Source organism: Halotia branconii CENA392 (assembly GCF_029953635.1).
GTDB lineage: Bacteria > Cyanobacteriota > Cyanobacteriia > Cyanobacteriales > Nostocaceae > Halotia > Halotia branconii.
In genome coordinates this window covers 175258-189398 of sequence record NZ_CP124544.1, presented here as the reverse complement: position 1 = coordinate 189398, position 14141 = coordinate 175258, and the positions used below count along the sequence as shown (strand labels likewise).

The window sequence follows — 14141 nt, the reverse complement described above, 5'->3', positions numbered from 1 at the left end:
CAAGTGGTTGGGAATATCAAAGTACAGAAAGAGCCTCTGCTACTCTCAAACTACGCTGTTGAAATTGCTCACTTAACGGTGCTTCATCTGTTAGTGACAGAATCGCTGAGAATGGAGGAACAATATATTCCACAAGGCTTGGATAGTTGACTAAGAAGATTTGTAAAGCTTTTAAATGTGTTCGGTATTGCTCAAGCTGTGAATATAAATCTTCCGTTATCAGTCGATTTTCAATTGCTAGTAGATACTCAATACCTGTATTTGTTTTATTGTTCAGCAATTGATAGTTTTGCCATAAATCGTTCAGTAAATTCTTGATCTCGGCTTTACCTTGCCAAACATCGGGTGGGACAGTTTGTGGAGAAAGAGAGCCTAGTTGTTGAACTGCCTGTCGATACAGTTCATGTTTCCATGTATAAACATGAGTAAGAGACGAGCGAACAGCAGACCAATCGATGACTGGAAGAGTGCCGTCTTGCTGAACCATCTGAGCAGTTAATGCTTGAAGAGATGCTAATTCTTCTTCTACTTTCGATTGTAAGTCTGAGACTTCAAAATGCAAGCGATAATCTTGAGTAGCCACAACTTTATTTAACCACAGTCGCCAGGACTCAACATCCATTCCTTTGTCTTGAAGTATTCTACTCCCATTCGGATGTTGATCAAAAGGAGGAACTTTCAAACCATCTATTTTTAATACCCAAATACAAAAATCAACGTGACTATTGAAAGCGCGATCTAAGAACCAATTATTTTCTATTTCTGTGTTTGTATCTGGTGTCAATATTCCTAATTTGTAGGAAATCATAATTTTTTTCTCAGTTCACCTTTAGTTGTCCCATACGAAACAAAACTGTTTTGTTTCGTATGGGAACTTAACTATTTTTCTACTTTAGCTCAATTGCACTGGGCAATAAGCGGTGGCGAAACCTCATAATTGTGAATACCCTGCAAATTCACGCCTACCGCTGAACCAGTTAATGCCACTGACAAGATTGGAGTAACGAAATCCTCAACTTGACGTACAATAACAGTCTGAGGTGGGATAATTGCAGAAATGTCTTTTCTTTCTGTACCGTCGATGCCTGTAATGGTAAGTTTCACCCCATTAATTGCAGGGTATTGTTTGTCACCTCTGACAAGAAAATTGTATGTAACCGTTTTTCTTGTCTCAGACAATGAAGTACATGATACACCAACTGTCCCACCTGGAATAACTCTACTGGCAGACCCAGCAAACGCAATCGAAGGTAGAGCTAATGTAGAAAAAGCAAAAGCAGTTGATAGAGCAATTATTTTTCGCTTCATTTTTTGTGGTAAATTATTCAGAAATGTCTGCAAGTTTTTCGCGTAGCGGTTGTCAATATTTCTCTTAACTACGGGTTTCAGATGAAACTTTGTTAGGTCTTTACCTTTTCACTTCGTCTAAATTGGGTATAGTCATAAAGGATGTAGATTTCTTTGCTCCGGGAGAAACCAGAGCAAAGAAAAAGGGTGAGAGGTTAGAATTTATTGAAGATGTAATATTCTGCTTTTTATCCCAGAATCTCAATTACGCCAGCCAAAATCTCTGCCGCTTTGGAGTTAGCTGGAATAAACACCCGCTTACGCCACTGGATTATTTCGGTAAAACAACCTACAGCCACAAGTCGGTCTGCCAAGGATAAAGTATCAACCAGTTCTATGCGAGGCTCCCCTGCGATATAAGAACGTCGCAACGTTACACCTCCCGGCAATTGCTGTGAGTACCCTTCGTTGAGTACCAGTGATACCAATTCAATTGGAGAAAGCAGCTTGTTTTTCATCCCAAGCTGTTCAGCCACAGATTGAATATCTACTGCATTTACCACCCGACCCAGAATTTTCTCACCATCACTGGTTTGCAGCCTGAAGACTCGATTGTTCTTTTGGGGTAGCACCTTCCAGATGGGTAGTAGTATGCCTGTCACAAGGTGAATATAATCAGTAGTGAATTTGGGCAATTGGTCTATCTCATTTGACCACGCCGCAACAAACGCATCAACCGAAACCTGCTGCCAAGTAGAATTTTCCACTTGTTCTTGAGATACGCGAATTTCCTTTTGAGGTCGCACGAGTAGAACCCGTGGCACAGCAGCACCATCACTATCAAAGAAGCTGTGCGTAGGAATTGATACAGCCGCATTACTAGACTTCTCATTCACCATGAGTTGTCCTTGGTATTTAGCAGCAAAATCCAGCATCTCCTCAGCAGTTTTGATGTTGTTGTGTTGAATACGTTCTATCTTGAGATAGTTCGTTACGCTCCCAGTGGCAGGATGTGTATAAACTGATTCGCAACTTTTAACCGTAAACCGTTCAGCCCGAAGCGTTTCAACACCAGCTTCAAAGATTCCATTGGCGATCGCAGTTTCGATCTGTTGACTCAACAGCAGTTCAAACCTCTCGAAAATCAGGTTCTGCATCCCAATTGTCAAAGCCAGCAAGCGATTGAGGAATTGCCGCAGTGGTGGGAGGTCTATCTTCATCCCGCCTTCATGAGAAGTTAGGCTGAGTCCAGTCATCTTTTCAAATTTACCCAAAGGAACCTCATAGAATCGACCCTGGAAAATCTGCTTGAACAATTCGTATAAAGCATATTCAGCGTACTGAGATTCTAGATTGTCCTTGGCATCAAACATACCGTTACCGCCCGTTTGTCTCTGACCCCGTGTGAGTGCGCCGAGACTGTCCAGCCGCCGAGCAATAGTGCTGATGAATCGGCGTTCACCACGCACGTTCGTTGTCACAGGTTTGAACACGGGTGCAGAAGCTTGGTTTGTACGATGCGATCGCCCTAATCCCTGAATAGCGTTGTCTGCTCTCCAACCGGCTTCAAGCAAATAGTGCGATCGCCGTCTACGATTTACAGCATTGAGGTCAGCGTGATAACTGCGACCAGTACCACCAGCATCAGAGAAGATAAGAATTTGTTTTTCATCAGCCATAAATGCTGTAGTTTCAGCAATATTTGCACCACTACCCCGTGAATCCACAAACAGCCGTCCATTTTCATCCTTAAGGACTCGTTTGCTACGTCCTGTGACTTCAGCAATATTCTTGTGACCGAGATACCACAATAGTTGTTCTAAAGCTCCAGGAATTGGGTCAAGGCTTGCCAGTTTGTCAACCAGTGCATCTCGTAACCCAAGGGCTGCTTGTGAGAGAATGGGCGAACCATCGGCATCAAAAGCGGGTTCTGAACGTTCCTCACCATCTTCGCCTGAGTGGATTTCATGCAAGTGAACAGGAAACGCACTTAACAGGTAATCCATCACGTATTCACGGGGAGTCAAGTCAAGGTTTAAATCCTTCAACTCGTCTGCGGGAACCTCATTCAGTCGCCGTTTTAACAGTTCCTCATTAGTCGAAACTATCTGGATGACAACAGCATGACCCTGGGCGATATCTTGTTCAATGGCTTTAATTAGTTTCGGGCATTTCATGCCAGTTAACAAGTGATTGAAGAATCGTTGCTTATGCGATTCAAACTGAGACATCGCAGACATTTTAGCCATGCGGTTATATGTTTTTGAGCCAGAAATGTTACACGCTTCTAGTGCTTCATGTAAGTTGCAGTGGATAATTTGAAAAGCATCGGCGTAACTGTCATAAATCCGTTCTTGGGTGGGCGTGAGTTCAATTTTTAATGTGTCGTACTCAACACCTTCAAAACTGAGTGATCGCGCCAGATATAAACCAAGTGCTTTGAGATCCCGTGCAACAACCTCCATTGCAGCAATGCCACCACCTTCGATTGATTCTACGAAATCCTCACGGGAGGTAAACGGGAAATCTCCAGTCTGCCAAAGCCCCAAACGATTGGCATAAGACAAGTTAGACACTTTGGTAGCTCCGGTCGCTGATACGTAGACAACCCGTGCTTGAGGTAGCGCATTTTGTAGCCTCAGCCCAACAATACCCTGCATGGATGCTTTGACCAAGCCGAGTTTCCCCTCAGTAGCCATCGCGTTACCCATTGCGTGGCACTCGTCATAAGCGATCGCTCCCTCAAAGCCCGATCCTGCCCAGTCAATGATTTGCTTGAGTCGGCTTTTACCTCCCTTTTGTGAGCGCAAGGTTGAGTACGTGCAGAACATAATGCCTTGAGTGAAAGGGATTGGATCGCCTAGTTTGATATTGCTGAGGTCAATAATGTCCTTTTCACTACCACCTAAAGCAAACCAATCACGTCGGGCATCTTCAATCAGTGCAGAACTTTTTGATACCCAGATGGCTTTTTTACGTCCTTGACACCAATTGTCGAGGATGATTCCCGCACACTGTCTACCCTTACCAGCGCCCGTCCCATCACCCAAGAACCAGCCACGGCGAAATTTCACGGCATTTTCTTCGTTGTTGGCTGCTACCTTCACGTTATCCCACGAATCATCTACTAAGTATGAGCCTGATAGATATTCAGAGTGGGCTTGTCCTGCGTATATCACGCTTTCAAGTTGTGCCTCTGAAAGCAAGCCTTGGGTAACAATATTATGTGGGAGATGTGGTTTGTAAGTAGGTGCTGGTGGTGAAACAAGTGCCAGGGCTGCGCTTTCGCAAAGGAGTGAGGGATGGGGTAAAGCGTCCTTGATTCTCAGCCTTTGTGGGCGATAGGTTTCATAGAGTACATCTTTTAAACCTTCGCTGGCAACCCACTCGATAACCTCGTACTCCAGAACAACTACATCTGGGATTTCTGTGGAGGTTTCTGGCTGTGCAACTACTTGACGCTTTGGCAAGTTAACGACTTTCTTGGAGAATGTTGCCACATTTGAAATAGAACGTTCCCATACTGGTCGCCCTGGTAATTGCTCAATCAGTGCCAGTATTTCAGTCAAGTCTAGGGTTTTAGGAATACACGGGATGTAGGCTTTTTCAGCAGCCGGAACTTTATCGATTACCGTAATCCGGGTATCTATCTGCGTCCCGTGCTTGGCAAAAGCTTTACCACAGACACCAACTGAAAGCACTACTTGCGCTGTATCCTGTATCTTGGTAAAAGTATCTCGCCAAGTAGGATTTGCTGGTGAAAACCAGTTAGCAGTTAATGTTACCAACCGCCCACCATCTGCCAGTCGTTGCAATGCTGAGTTGATATGCCGAGGGGTAGCATGAGGATTGCGATCGCTGATTTTGGGCGATGATGAAAACGGTGGATTCATCAGCACCACAGAGGGCTGAGTTTTCCCTACGAGGTAATCGTTGATTTGTTCGGCGTTAACAGAGAATAACGGAACACCAGGGAACAACCGCCGCAGAATCTTCGCTCTGTCCTGCGAGATTTCATTAAGCATGAGACTCGCACCTTTAAGACGAGCGAACTGTGCCAAGATCCCAGTACCAGCACTGGGTTCAAGTGCCAAATCACTACTGGTGATTTGCCCCGCCAAAGCCACTAAGTAAGCCAGGGGCAAAGGTGTGGAAAACTGCTGTAGTTGCAACTGCTCCTCACTGCGGCGGGTATGAGTTGGGCAGAGTGCCTCCAACTGTTGTAATCTTAATAGAGGATTATCACAGCATAATCCTTGGTAACGCAGATATAGTATTTGAGCAACTTCTACAGCTTCATAAGCATCTTTCCACTGCCAAGCCCCTTGTGCTGCTGTGCCGTGAAAATGACGATTCATGTGTGACTGGATTGTTCTGGTAGTTAGCGGACGTTGATCAATTAAGGTTTTAGTTAGTTCCTGGGCAACATTGACCACTGATTGCCCGTAATCAATAATGGTTTGCAGGTCGAACAGAGAACCCTGTGTAGCTGTAGCGATTTGGTTCATCATGAGTATATTTATTTTTTGCTAAAATTCGGTGCAGCTAAAAAAACAAGAGAAAGTCAAAACTACTTTCTCTTGTTTCCGCAAATCTAAAAATAATTAAACTCTACGAGTGTATGCAAATAAACTAGCTATAATTGCATCTTTCACTGTATATCTAAGTTGGTATAATTCACCAGTTGTTATGCAGAAAGCAAGCGATACAAAAGAACAGAAACCAAACATTAAAAGCCAGTAATGATAATCTGAAAATAGAATAATTGGGTATCTCTTCATAATTACTTTTACAAATTGGCTGCCTATAAATGCAAAACCAATAAATAAAAGCAGTTGTGCAACTAAAATAAAATCCATTGTGAGTTTCTCCTTGAGTTATTAACCCACTTCTCGCAGCGGGGGCTTGAACATTTGCTTATCTGGAGCATATTTGAGTGCTACTACCAAAGGACAATGAGCCGATTGCATTGTTTAAATTAATACTTTGCTATATGCGATCGCTTAGTGTTAAAGCCGATAAATTGGGGTTAAGCAGCTTGCTTGCGCGTTCTACCTTGTTTTTGTGGAGTTTTGGTAGACGTTGTTTTTGCAGCAGAAGTAGTCTTTTTAGAAGTGCTGTTGCGCTTCGATTTCTGTTCCACTTGTTTAGCTTGTGGCAGCAATTTTAATTCAGAAAATGGAGGTACAACTGATGAAGTTTTGACACTAACTTGTTGAGTTTCTGCGTTCAGTTCCCAAGGGTCAATCGGTAATTCAATTTGAGGCGCTGGAGTCACTGCTGGCATAGTTTCTTGTTTTACTTGTGGTTGTAGATCTGAAACTACTGTAATGGGGTTAATATCCAAAACGAAAAGTCCATTGATAAAATCGAAAATTATTAGACCCGTAAAAGCCCAGAACACAACTTCGATAGCTATTGTCAGAATAGATTGAATGTCCATTGAATTTTTCCTCAATACTTTTATTGTTCACATTTTTTAAGCGCAGCTTTTCTTTCTTTAGCTAAATGAAAAGCGCGCTAATATTTTCACCAATTTCAGGCGTAGCCTTTCTTTCCTAGTTCTATAGAGCTACTTGAACTTTCTGCTGCCGAAAATTGACTCGTTGTTTGTGTGACGTGTTAATTTTGAGGTTGATCACATTTTAATTACAGGGTATGTCCTATCCCCAAAACTGGAAACAACTCGCCACATCTATCAAAGAATCCTCCAACTGGCGTTGCAGTAAGTGCGGTCGTCCTGGGTTGCGCCCTGGCGAGAAAAATCCTGATTTGACCGGAAAGCGCCGCGCCTATACCCTGCAAGTTCACCACTGGAACCGCGACCCGTCTGACAATCGCTTGGAGAACTTAGGCTGCCTTTGTCCTCGCTGTCATCTCTCATACCACCAATTCAGACGAGGCAATGTTTCTCCTGGGCAATTGTCATTGTTCTAGTCCTGGCGATGCACAAATATTGCAAAACCACAACCAGAAACTATGATTGAAGAAGTAAGACCACAAAGCTAATCAATGCCCAGCAAGATAATTCAAGTCCGAGAGTACACAGTCAAAGCGCATAAACGCGAGATCCACACGCGCATCTTCAACTTCGTCTGCAAGAAGTGCGATCAACCCACGCAAAGAGAAACTTTTGGGGTTCGTCCGCTGTACTGCGAAAGATGCCGGCCACCACAAGCACCGAAAAAATCAGCCGTCCCTCTCAGGACAAGGAAGGCTAGACCTATGACTTATAAAAGTGATGTGGATTTGGCGAATAGTCTTTGAAATTTAGGTGCGTACACGCTTAAGGACGGCTTGTCGCAGATTAAGAAAGCTTCTGGCTGATTATCCCAGAAGCTTCTTAGGTATGTTTTGACTTTGAACCTTCAAGCAGTTCAACATTAACAGTACTATTGTACTATTAAACGAATATCTCAACTATCCCAAATTCCAGCCATCGAACAAATTGGGTTGGTCAACACCATAACGTCGCTGTATTAATCGCCGCAATTCTGCAATCGTGTTTGCTGATTGCATTAGAGTTAGTACTGATGTGACATGTGGTGATAGTCTTTGTTTGGTTTCTTCGTCTAACATCTGGTGGATTTTGTGCCGTCTTCGTCCACTGGAAAGAACAGGGTTGACTTCATCAAGCTTGGCTTTCTCTTCAGGAGTCATCCAGTTGTATACTAGTTCCCAATAATACAGCCCATTTCTAATACTCTTCTTATGCAGCTTAGTAATCCTGGACAAATGTTCTTCAAACTCGCTCTCAAACATGCGAGTCCAAGGTTGCGGGGTTTCTAGAATACGGCTAACTTCCTGCCGTTGTTTACGAGATGATTGGTATCGCTCTGGCAACCATCCCGTCTTGGCTTGGATGAAGCTGTTTATACCAATTGTCCCAATCGCATCTAAAGCTTTAGCTGCTTCCAGCTTCCCCTTGCGCTCGTAGTAGCGAAGGACTCCCCAGCAAACATTAGCTTTAATTGGCCTGGTTTCACCGCCTTTAACAGTGGTTTTATCGGTCAGGTATAATCCTCCTTCTGCAAGGGTTTGAAGCCATTGGGGGGCTTTGTTTTCGGTCAGGTTTTCTAGTACGTTCTGCACTGTACTTAGCCGAACTCCACATAGCCGAGATAATCCCCGTTGGCTCATTCCTGATTCTCCAGTACTGGCAACGGTAAAATATTCGATACCGTCTATTTCTTGCCGTAGAATATCATCAGACATATTTCGATTGTCCTTAAAGTTTATGATTGTGGTTAGTGAAAATTTTTGAAGAGAACGCCCAACAGGTAGAAAATCCGTCTAGTGGTGATTTAACGCGCTCCCTATGCAGTTTGAATCCCCGGTAATTTGCGGGGATTATGATTGATTAGTCGTCGCTGCTGCGAAGTTGTGAAAGCGGTGTGGGTTTAAACTGCAAATCTCTCTCAATTCCAATACCCAGCGCTCCACAATATTCTTGTAATTCGCTAAGGCTGAAGTACCCTAACTCTGACTCAAACCCTTGCACCAAACCAAAAAAAGTATCCTCACCGTCAAACTCGGTTGCATACCAAGTCCAGTCACTGGTGGGATTAAAAAATTTCACATAAGCGATCGGGTCAGCAATCTTTTCTTGTGCGTAAAGAGCAGGCAATTGAGCGCGAATCTCTGCGGTTAATAATTCCATTGCGAAACCTCGTTGTTAAATGAAGCGAACAAAATACAAAGGACAGCTAAAACTCTTTGTGGGGTAAGAGTTCTAGCTGTTATTGGGACTAGCCAAGCATTAACCCTCTTTTATCACTCTCGACAAAGTATAATTAGGAGCGATCGCAAAAACACCAGACAGAGAGTATGGTTGAGCCTCGCCGAAGCGCACCCACAGTAAAATTTGTGGACGAATACTGCCATTTGTATCAAAACCTCTTTCCAGAAGTTAGAAGCTTTGAAGCTTTTAAGTACCTACACATGGGATGTGTTTCTGATATAAAACGTAAAACTTTACCGGAAATAGCGAAAATTGTAGGGCTAGATAATCATCAAGCATTACACCATTTTTTAACAGAATCACCCTGGGATGTACAAGAATTAAGGAGGCAAAGGTTAGAATTAATATTATATATACTTCAAGGTCGCCCAATCATACTAATAATTGATGAGACAGGGGATAAGAAAAAAGGAAATACGACTGATTATGTGAAACGACAATACATTGGAAATTTAGGTAAAACAGATAACGGTATTGTGGCGGTTACAGCATATGCAGTCTTATCTGGAATGACGTTTCCTCTAATATTTGAAGTATATAAACCGAGGGAAAGACTACAACCAGGAGAGAAATATTTAACCAAACCCGAAATCGCCGGGATAATGATAAGAAAATTGCGGTCGATGGGGTTTAGATTCAATCTGGTGCTGGCGGATAGTTTATATGGTGAAAGTAGTAAAAGTTTTTTAAGCGTACTAAATGAATTAAATCTTAATTTTATTGTAGCGATTCGCTCAAACCATAGAGCATGGGGAATTACAGACTCAAAAGTAAAATACTCAGATTGGCAAAGATTCAAGCGTGTTTTCTCGGATTTAAGTTCAGAGAATAGATATATTAGAGAGATAATATGTGGCAAAAAATCGGAAGTAAGGTATTGGCAAATAACAACGGATATTGAAGTTCTTCCAAAAAACACGACTTGGTATGTCATGAGTAAATATCCAGAGATTACTCCAAGAGATGTGGGCAATTTTTATGGTTTAAGAACTTGGGTAGAATATGGTTTAAAACAAAGTAAAAATGAATTAGGATGGGCAGATTTTCGCCTAACTCATTATTCACAAATAGAGAAGTGGTGGGAAATTGTTTTTAGTGCCTATCTGTTGGTTAGTCTTCATTCCGAACAACTGCTAAAATTACCACCACAATCTGAATCTAGATTTTCATCACATCCTGGGTGGAATCAAGGCAATGGTTGGAATAGTATTCTGAATAACCTCCGTTTGATACTTCAGCCATTTACATTATTTAACTTAATTAAACCTTGGTTAGCGGTCTTTACAGTCCCTAAGCTATCTGAGGGATTTTTTCAACTTCAAATGATTGTTAATAATCTGACTTGCTCAATTTTTCAAAACTTCAATATCTCTTATTTCTATTTTTCCTCTGCCTAGAGTGACAAAAGAGGGTTAAAGTGCGTCCGCCACTGCTATCGTGCAACCACCCGTCAATCAATCTCAGCCCTGGGGTGGGTAATAGGTCTAGCTCTACTGGTATGCCTATAAGTCTGTCTAGTTCATCGCTCCAAGCAGCAAGCGCAGCTTCCATCCTCTGTGCTGCTGCTACTAATTTTTCGTTGAGTTGCACCAGCAAATTGAATTGGTCTATCGGAGTATTTCTAATTTGCTGCTCAAGGATTTGGTAGTCCACTCTGGTTTCTATATAAGCCAATCGCAAGGAAGCGACAGAGTTTTCGTCGGTAGACTGTGCTTGTTGAATTGGTGCTAATGTTGTAACAATCATCATTTCCTTTATCGGTTTTGGTGAAGGGGCGATCGCAGACTTTCCTAGGGTGAGCGATCGCTCTTTGATTCCTTATATTAATACAATACCATGTCTACAAGGTATTAACTCTAGTAAATCTATATAATTATCTAATCATTTCTGCTATTATTTACCAAGTAGACACGGTAAAACTTATGAGTAATCGTAAAGCTTTTGAAGGTATAAGAGAGGCTACACAGTTTAAAGCCGCCGGAGATGAGCCACTTAACGCTAAAATTGAGCTAAGGCTTACACAGACAATGAAGACAGAGTTAAAAGCAATCCCCGGCTGGCAAAACAAGGCGAGGTCAGCTCTATTAGAACTAATCAAGAATCACTCTCAAGATGAGCCTAGCGATTAAGATTGATGACTATTAAACTCTCAGAAATAGAGATTGGTCAGCCAGTGCGATACTTAATCGGTATGCGTAACGGTCAAGCTGCAAAGATCACTGATATCCAAAAATCACCCCTCAGCATTAAAGATACACATATTGTTACGCTGACTTTTGATGATGATTCATTACCACCGCACTTGAAAACTCAACCATTAACGGCATACAACGGAATTGTTGAGGGATGTGAAATTGATTTTTAGAGCAAGATTTATTCTTTAAACAGATGCAACTAGAAGAAAGTTTATCTGAATTAGAAAACAATACTGGAACGTTTCCCCGTTTAGCTTTAGAAAGAGCGATTGAAGAAAGGGAAGCTATTACTCCCATCTTACTATCAACCTTAGAGAACTGGAGTAATAATCTCGAAGAGTTATTAGGGAAAGATGACTATATTCTACATATTTATAGCTTATATCTTCTAGCGCAATTCAGAGAGCCACTAGCATATCCTATATTTATCAAGTTTTTTTCGGCTCCAGGAGAAATCGCATTAGATGTAACTGGAGATGTGGTAACAGAGGATTTATCTAGGATAATGGCTTCTGTTAGTCAAGGGAATATTGAACCAATAAAACAATTAATAGAAAATCCAAAGCAGAAAACTGTGATCGCCCACAAGTACAGCTACATATTTGCAGGTATTGAAACACTAAACAGTTACAAATCAAAGTCAAGGGTGAATGTTTCGCTATCAGAATCTTGTTGAGTTTCTTGTGTAGATGGCTGGGGAGTCGGCTGCTCTTGCTGGTTTTGCTCAGTAGTAATTGAGGTGAAAGTAGGTGTAGGTGTATGCGGGATAGCTACTTGTTGTTGCATAGGGAATGCACCCCTTTTAAAAGCAAAGTAGCAATCAACAATAAAATAAAGCGTCTCTAGGTAACTTTTACCTAGTTGTTGTGACTCTGCAAATATACGTTCACGATAACTATCTTTGATACGAATCTTTTCTGGTGCCAAATCTTGTTTGTCTGCCATTGCGCTCACTTACCTAATGTGGTTGCAGAATTTTTATTCATAATGGTTTTCGCCATTTCTAAAAGCCCAAAGGCATTAGCTTCTACGGGATTTTCCAGAATTGTAAACCCGTTCTTCTCCAGTAGTTTCTTAAATCCAGGTAACAGACAGCCTCCACCAATCGCCCAGATTTCATCCCCTTGGTGTTTGGCATCAAGTGTGAGACTGACTGGTTTTTTGAGGTATTTATCATACCAATCTTTCAAACAAGCGCTGTAGATATCTTTAATATCAATGTCGCGGTTGTACTTGGTATGTCCCATTTCTAGACAAAATCTAATCTTGGAAGGATCGCCGATTTTACCGCCGTTAAGATGTTTCATTTTTTTGGAGATATCATCGATAAGAACTTCAACACCTGCGGGGTAAGGGGTATGAACTTCTCGCTTACCTTGGTTGTAGCGAGAATACAAAGTCGTGCCATTACCAAAATCTAAAACGGTTAATTTGGAGGGAAGTTGATGCCCAAACAATGCACCCATTCCTTCAGGGACTACTTTGAGGACTTCTATCTTTACGTCTGATTGTTTGCCAGCAAGTATTGGTTGATATTCTCCGTTAAGGACTTTTCTTAACTGTGAGGCTAGACCAACATCATGCAAGCTGACGACTAATTTTAAATGCCAAGCCTTACGGTGTGGCAGATGTGCCAATGCACCCAATAATATCAACAGCGCATTATTGACTTTGTTTTCATTATGGTCAGTGTTGCGATCAAAGTGATACCCAGTACGGAAAGCAGATTCTCCCACAGTGAAAGCAGTACCTTTGAAAACGACTCTTCCTGGGACATCTTCCATGTCGGCAGTGGAAATATAGCTGGGGACACGAACGACTTCAAAACCATCGACTAAAAGTTTCAAGCTACCATAACCGTTATCAAAGCCAGCAGCAAAAATTTTTTGCAAGGTGTGAATGTTGGACATAAGGCGAAAGGCAATACGGTTCGATTAGGAAAGTGATGTGTTTAGGGTAACTGGGAAAAACAGAAGAACTAAAGCAGGGGGATTGAGTTAGGCAGAGAGTGACTGAATGGCTCGACTGAGCTACACCGAATGTTCTGCCCTGTTTCCTTCAACTTTAAGAGCTTATCAGAAATGTGTTGGGTGTCAAGTGGGGTACAAACTATAAGTTATCAAAAAGTATCCTAAGCATCACCTATATATACCCTATTTAGGTGTTAAATTATCACTAAAATTCTAAATTGTTTTTGGGGTATATAAAGCCCCTATATGTAACCCATTGAGATTTTTGAAGAACGAAGCAAAAATGGGTTGCTACTTATTTACGGTTCAGTTTTTTCAACTGAATTATCATTCACACACAAAGTCAATTGCAAAGTCTACCGTGTTGAATATGCTTTAACTTTTGCATTACTCCTAAGTTAATCTCGCTCACCAATCACTTTTAACAGTGAGCAGTTATCAGTTATCAGTTAAATCCTTGGGTCAGCACTGATAACTGATAACTGTTTTAATCTTGGCGTGTGCCGTCATTACTGCCACGGTGAAGGAATAGCCGTTGTTGAAAGTACCTCCCCTGTAGTCAACCTGATAGCTGTTTGCTCACAATTTGGGCATTGGATATTAACTTTAATTGCTGAAGGACGACCTTTATATTCTCCCATTGCTGGCTCTCCAGTAAACTCGCTAATTATTCCTTGCTGGCAGTAATAGCATTCAAAGATAATTCGACCCACTGGTTTGTCGCAATCTAGGAATTGGATATGTTGAAAGTGGTCTATTGATAACTGTGGTTTTTCTGGGTAGATTGAATCTGTTGGTTGCGGTTTGGATTTTTGGTTTAATTCCTGAAGTGGATCTGTGTAGACGCTTGGCGGCTTTTCTTCAGATATTACTGGCTTATCAACAGTCTTAACAACTGGCTGAGATTTTACTGATTCATTAGCAATAGGAGTTAAGTCTGTCTTGGGG

The 14141-nt window shown here is 41.8% G+C and carries 17 protein-coding genes; 6 read left to right on the top strand and 11 right to left on the bottom strand.

The window, feature by feature from the left end:
- Positions 1-16: 16 nt before the first annotated feature.
- The 5 genes from QI031_RS31275 to QI031_RS31255 all read right to left on the bottom strand — a co-directional run bounded on the left by QI031_RS31275 (position 17) and on the right by QI031_RS31255 (position 6730).
- Entirely contained in the window at positions 17-808 is a 792-nt protein-coding gene (locus tag QI031_RS31275; RefSeq protein WP_281486241.1) for a hypothetical protein, read from the bottom strand.
- An 89-nt stretch (positions 809-897) separates the two neighbouring features.
- Positions 898-1308 carry a hypothetical protein gene (locus tag QI031_RS31270; RefSeq protein WP_281486240.1) on the bottom strand — a complete coding sequence of 137 codons (411 nt, stop codon included), beginning with the start codon at positions 1306-1308 and terminating at the stop codon, positions 898-900.
- A 227-nt stretch (positions 1309-1535) separates the two neighbouring features.
- Complete coding sequence (locus tag QI031_RS31265) at positions 1536-5798, bottom strand: strawberry notch family protein (RefSeq protein WP_281486239.1); 4263 nt, start codon at positions 5796-5798, stop codon at positions 1536-1538.
- Positions 5799-5891: 93 nt separating this feature from the next.
- Positions 5892-6146 (bottom strand): hypothetical protein, encoded by a 255-nt coding sequence (locus tag QI031_RS31260; protein ID WP_281486238.1) that lies wholly within the window; start codon positions 6144-6146, stop codon positions 5892-5894.
- Positions 6147-6316: 170 nt separating this feature from the next.
- Positions 6317-6730 (bottom strand): hypothetical protein, encoded by a 414-nt coding sequence (locus tag QI031_RS31255; RefSeq protein ID WP_281486237.1) that lies wholly within the window; start codon positions 6728-6730, stop codon positions 6317-6319.
- A 215-nt stretch (positions 6731-6945) separates the two neighbouring features.
- On the opposite strand from QI031_RS31255, the gene QI031_RS31250 reads away from it, so the two are divergent.
- Together QI031_RS31250 and QI031_RS31245 are read left to right on the top strand one after the other, a co-directional pair.
- Positions 6946-7224, top strand: coding sequence for an HNH endonuclease (locus tag QI031_RS31250; protein ID WP_281486236.1), 279 nt, complete (start codon positions 6946-6948; stop codon positions 7222-7224).
- A gap of 75 nt (positions 7225-7299) precedes the next feature.
- Complete coding sequence (locus tag QI031_RS31245; RefSeq protein WP_281486235.1) at positions 7300-7554, top strand: hypothetical protein; 255 nt, start codon at positions 7300-7302, stop codon at positions 7552-7554.
- Between the two features lie 153 nt (positions 7555-7707).
- On the opposite strand, the gene QI031_RS31240 is transcribed toward QI031_RS31245, so the two are convergent.
- A complete protein-coding gene (locus tag QI031_RS31240) occupies positions 7708-8502 on the bottom strand; it encodes a P63C domain-containing protein (RefSeq protein WP_281486234.1) in 795 nt (264 codons plus the stop codon).
- A gap of 145 nt (positions 8503-8647) precedes the next feature.
- A complete protein-coding gene (locus QI031_RS31235; protein WP_281486233.1) occupies positions 8648-8947 on the bottom strand; it encodes a DUF2958 domain-containing protein in 300 nt (99 codons plus the stop codon).
- 167 nt (positions 8948-9114) lie between these two features.
- Here QI031_RS31235 and QI031_RS31230 point away from each other — a divergent pair, with 167 nt between their 5' ends.
- Entirely contained in the window at positions 9115-10425 is a 1311-nt protein-coding gene (locus QI031_RS31230; RefSeq protein WP_281481597.1) for an IS701 family transposase, read from the top strand.
- Here QI031_RS31230 and QI031_RS31225 read toward each other — a convergent pair.
- Positions 10391-10777 (bottom strand): hypothetical protein, encoded by a 387-nt coding sequence (locus tag QI031_RS31225; RefSeq protein WP_281486232.1) that lies wholly within the window; start codon positions 10775-10777, stop codon positions 10391-10393. The two genes, QI031_RS31230 and QI031_RS31225, sit on opposite strands and share 35 nt — an antisense overlap.
- A 173-nt stretch (positions 10778-10950) precedes the next feature.
- Here QI031_RS31225 and QI031_RS31220 point away from each other — a divergent pair, with 173 nt between their 5' ends.
- From QI031_RS31220 to QI031_RS31210, 3 genes are read left to right on the top strand one after another with little or no spacing between them, the layout of a single operon-like run.
- Positions 10951-11157 carry a hypothetical protein gene (locus tag QI031_RS31220; RefSeq protein WP_281486231.1) on the top strand — a complete coding sequence of 69 codons (207 nt, stop codon included), beginning with the start codon at positions 10951-10953 and terminating at the stop codon, positions 11155-11157.
- Between the two features lie 5 nt (positions 11158-11162).
- Positions 11163-11393: a hypothetical protein gene (locus QI031_RS31215; protein WP_281486230.1), complete on the top strand. Its 231-nt coding sequence runs from the start codon at positions 11163-11165 to the stop codon at positions 11391-11393.
- A gap of 23 nt (positions 11394-11416) precedes the next feature.
- On the top strand, positions 11417-11899 hold the full coding sequence (locus tag QI031_RS31210) for a DUF1186 domain-containing protein (RefSeq protein ID WP_281486229.1): 483 nt from the start codon (positions 11417-11419) through the stop codon (positions 11897-11899).
- Here the strand turns inward: QI031_RS31210 and QI031_RS31205 are convergent.
- From QI031_RS31205 to QI031_RS31195, 3 genes are all read right to left on the bottom strand, one after another.
- Positions 11851-12168 (bottom strand): hypothetical protein, encoded by a 318-nt coding sequence (locus tag QI031_RS31205; RefSeq protein ID WP_281486228.1) that lies wholly within the window; start codon positions 12166-12168, stop codon positions 11851-11853. The genes QI031_RS31210 and QI031_RS31205 overlap by 49 nt on opposite strands.
- 5 nt (positions 12169-12173) lie before the next feature.
- Positions 12174-13133 carry a ParM/StbA family protein gene (locus QI031_RS31200; protein ID WP_281486227.1) on the bottom strand — a complete coding sequence of 320 codons (960 nt, stop codon included), beginning with the start codon at positions 13131-13133 and terminating at the stop codon, positions 12174-12176.
- Positions 13134-13702: 569 nt separating this feature from the next.
- Positions 13703-13906 carry a hypothetical protein gene (locus QI031_RS31195; protein WP_281486226.1) on the bottom strand — a complete coding sequence of 68 codons (204 nt, stop codon included), beginning with the start codon at positions 13904-13906 and terminating at the stop codon, positions 13703-13705.
- Between the last annotated feature and the right edge of the window lie 235 nt (positions 13907-14141).

Bases quoted from the DNA above. Each gene is read 5' to 3' on its own strand.
- QI031_RS31230 (WP_281481597.1), top strand. From the start codon at position 9,115: ATGGTTGAGCCTCGCCGAAGCGCACCCACAGTAAAATTTGTGGACGAA.
- QI031_RS31275 (WP_281486241.1), bottom strand. From the start codon at position 808: ATGATTTCCTACAAATTAGGAATATTGACACCAGATACAAACACAGAA.
- QI031_RS31270 (WP_281486240.1), bottom strand. From the start codon at position 1,308: ATGAAGCGAAAAATAATTGCTCTATCAACTGCTTTTGCTTTTTCTACA.
- QI031_RS31250 (WP_281486236.1), top strand. From the start codon at position 6,946: ATGTCCTATCCCCAAAACTGGAAACAACTCGCCACATCTATCAAAGAA.
- QI031_RS31265 (WP_281486239.1), bottom strand. From the start codon at position 5,798: ATGATGAACCAAATCGCTACAGCTACACAGGGTTCTCTGTTCGACCTG.
- QI031_RS31225 (WP_281486232.1), bottom strand. From the start codon at position 10,777: ATGATGATTGTTACAACATTAGCACCAATTCAACAAGCACAGTCTACC.
- QI031_RS31220 (WP_281486231.1), top strand. From the start codon at position 10,951: ATGAGTAATCGTAAAGCTTTTGAAGGTATAAGAGAGGCTACACAGTTT.
- QI031_RS31205 (WP_281486228.1), bottom strand. From the start codon at position 12,168: ATGGCAGACAAACAAGATTTGGCACCAGAAAAGATTCGTATCAAAGAT.
- QI031_RS31240 (WP_281486234.1), bottom strand. From the start codon at position 8,502: ATGTCTGATGATATTCTACGGCAAGAAATAGACGGTATCGAATATTTT.
- QI031_RS31235 (WP_281486233.1), bottom strand. From the start codon at position 8,947: ATGGAATTATTAACCGCAGAGATTCGCGCTCAATTGCCTGCTCTTTAC.
- QI031_RS31245 (WP_281486235.1), top strand. From the start codon at position 7,300: ATGCCCAGCAAGATAATTCAAGTCCGAGAGTACACAGTCAAAGCGCAT.
- QI031_RS31260 (WP_281486238.1), bottom strand. From the start codon at position 6,146: ATGGATTTTATTTTAGTTGCACAACTGCTTTTATTTATTGGTTTTGCA.
- QI031_RS31210 (WP_281486229.1), top strand. From the start codon at position 11,417: ATGCAACTAGAAGAAAGTTTATCTGAATTAGAAAACAATACTGGAACG.
- QI031_RS31200 (WP_281486227.1), bottom strand. From the start codon at position 13,133: ATGTCCAACATTCACACCTTGCAAAAAATTTTTGCTGCTGGCTTTGAT.
- QI031_RS31215 (WP_281486230.1), top strand. From the start codon at position 11,163: ATGACTATTAAACTCTCAGAAATAGAGATTGGTCAGCCAGTGCGATAC.
- QI031_RS31255 (WP_281486237.1), bottom strand. From the start codon at position 6,730: ATGGACATTCAATCTATTCTGACAATAGCTATCGAAGTTGTGTTCTGG.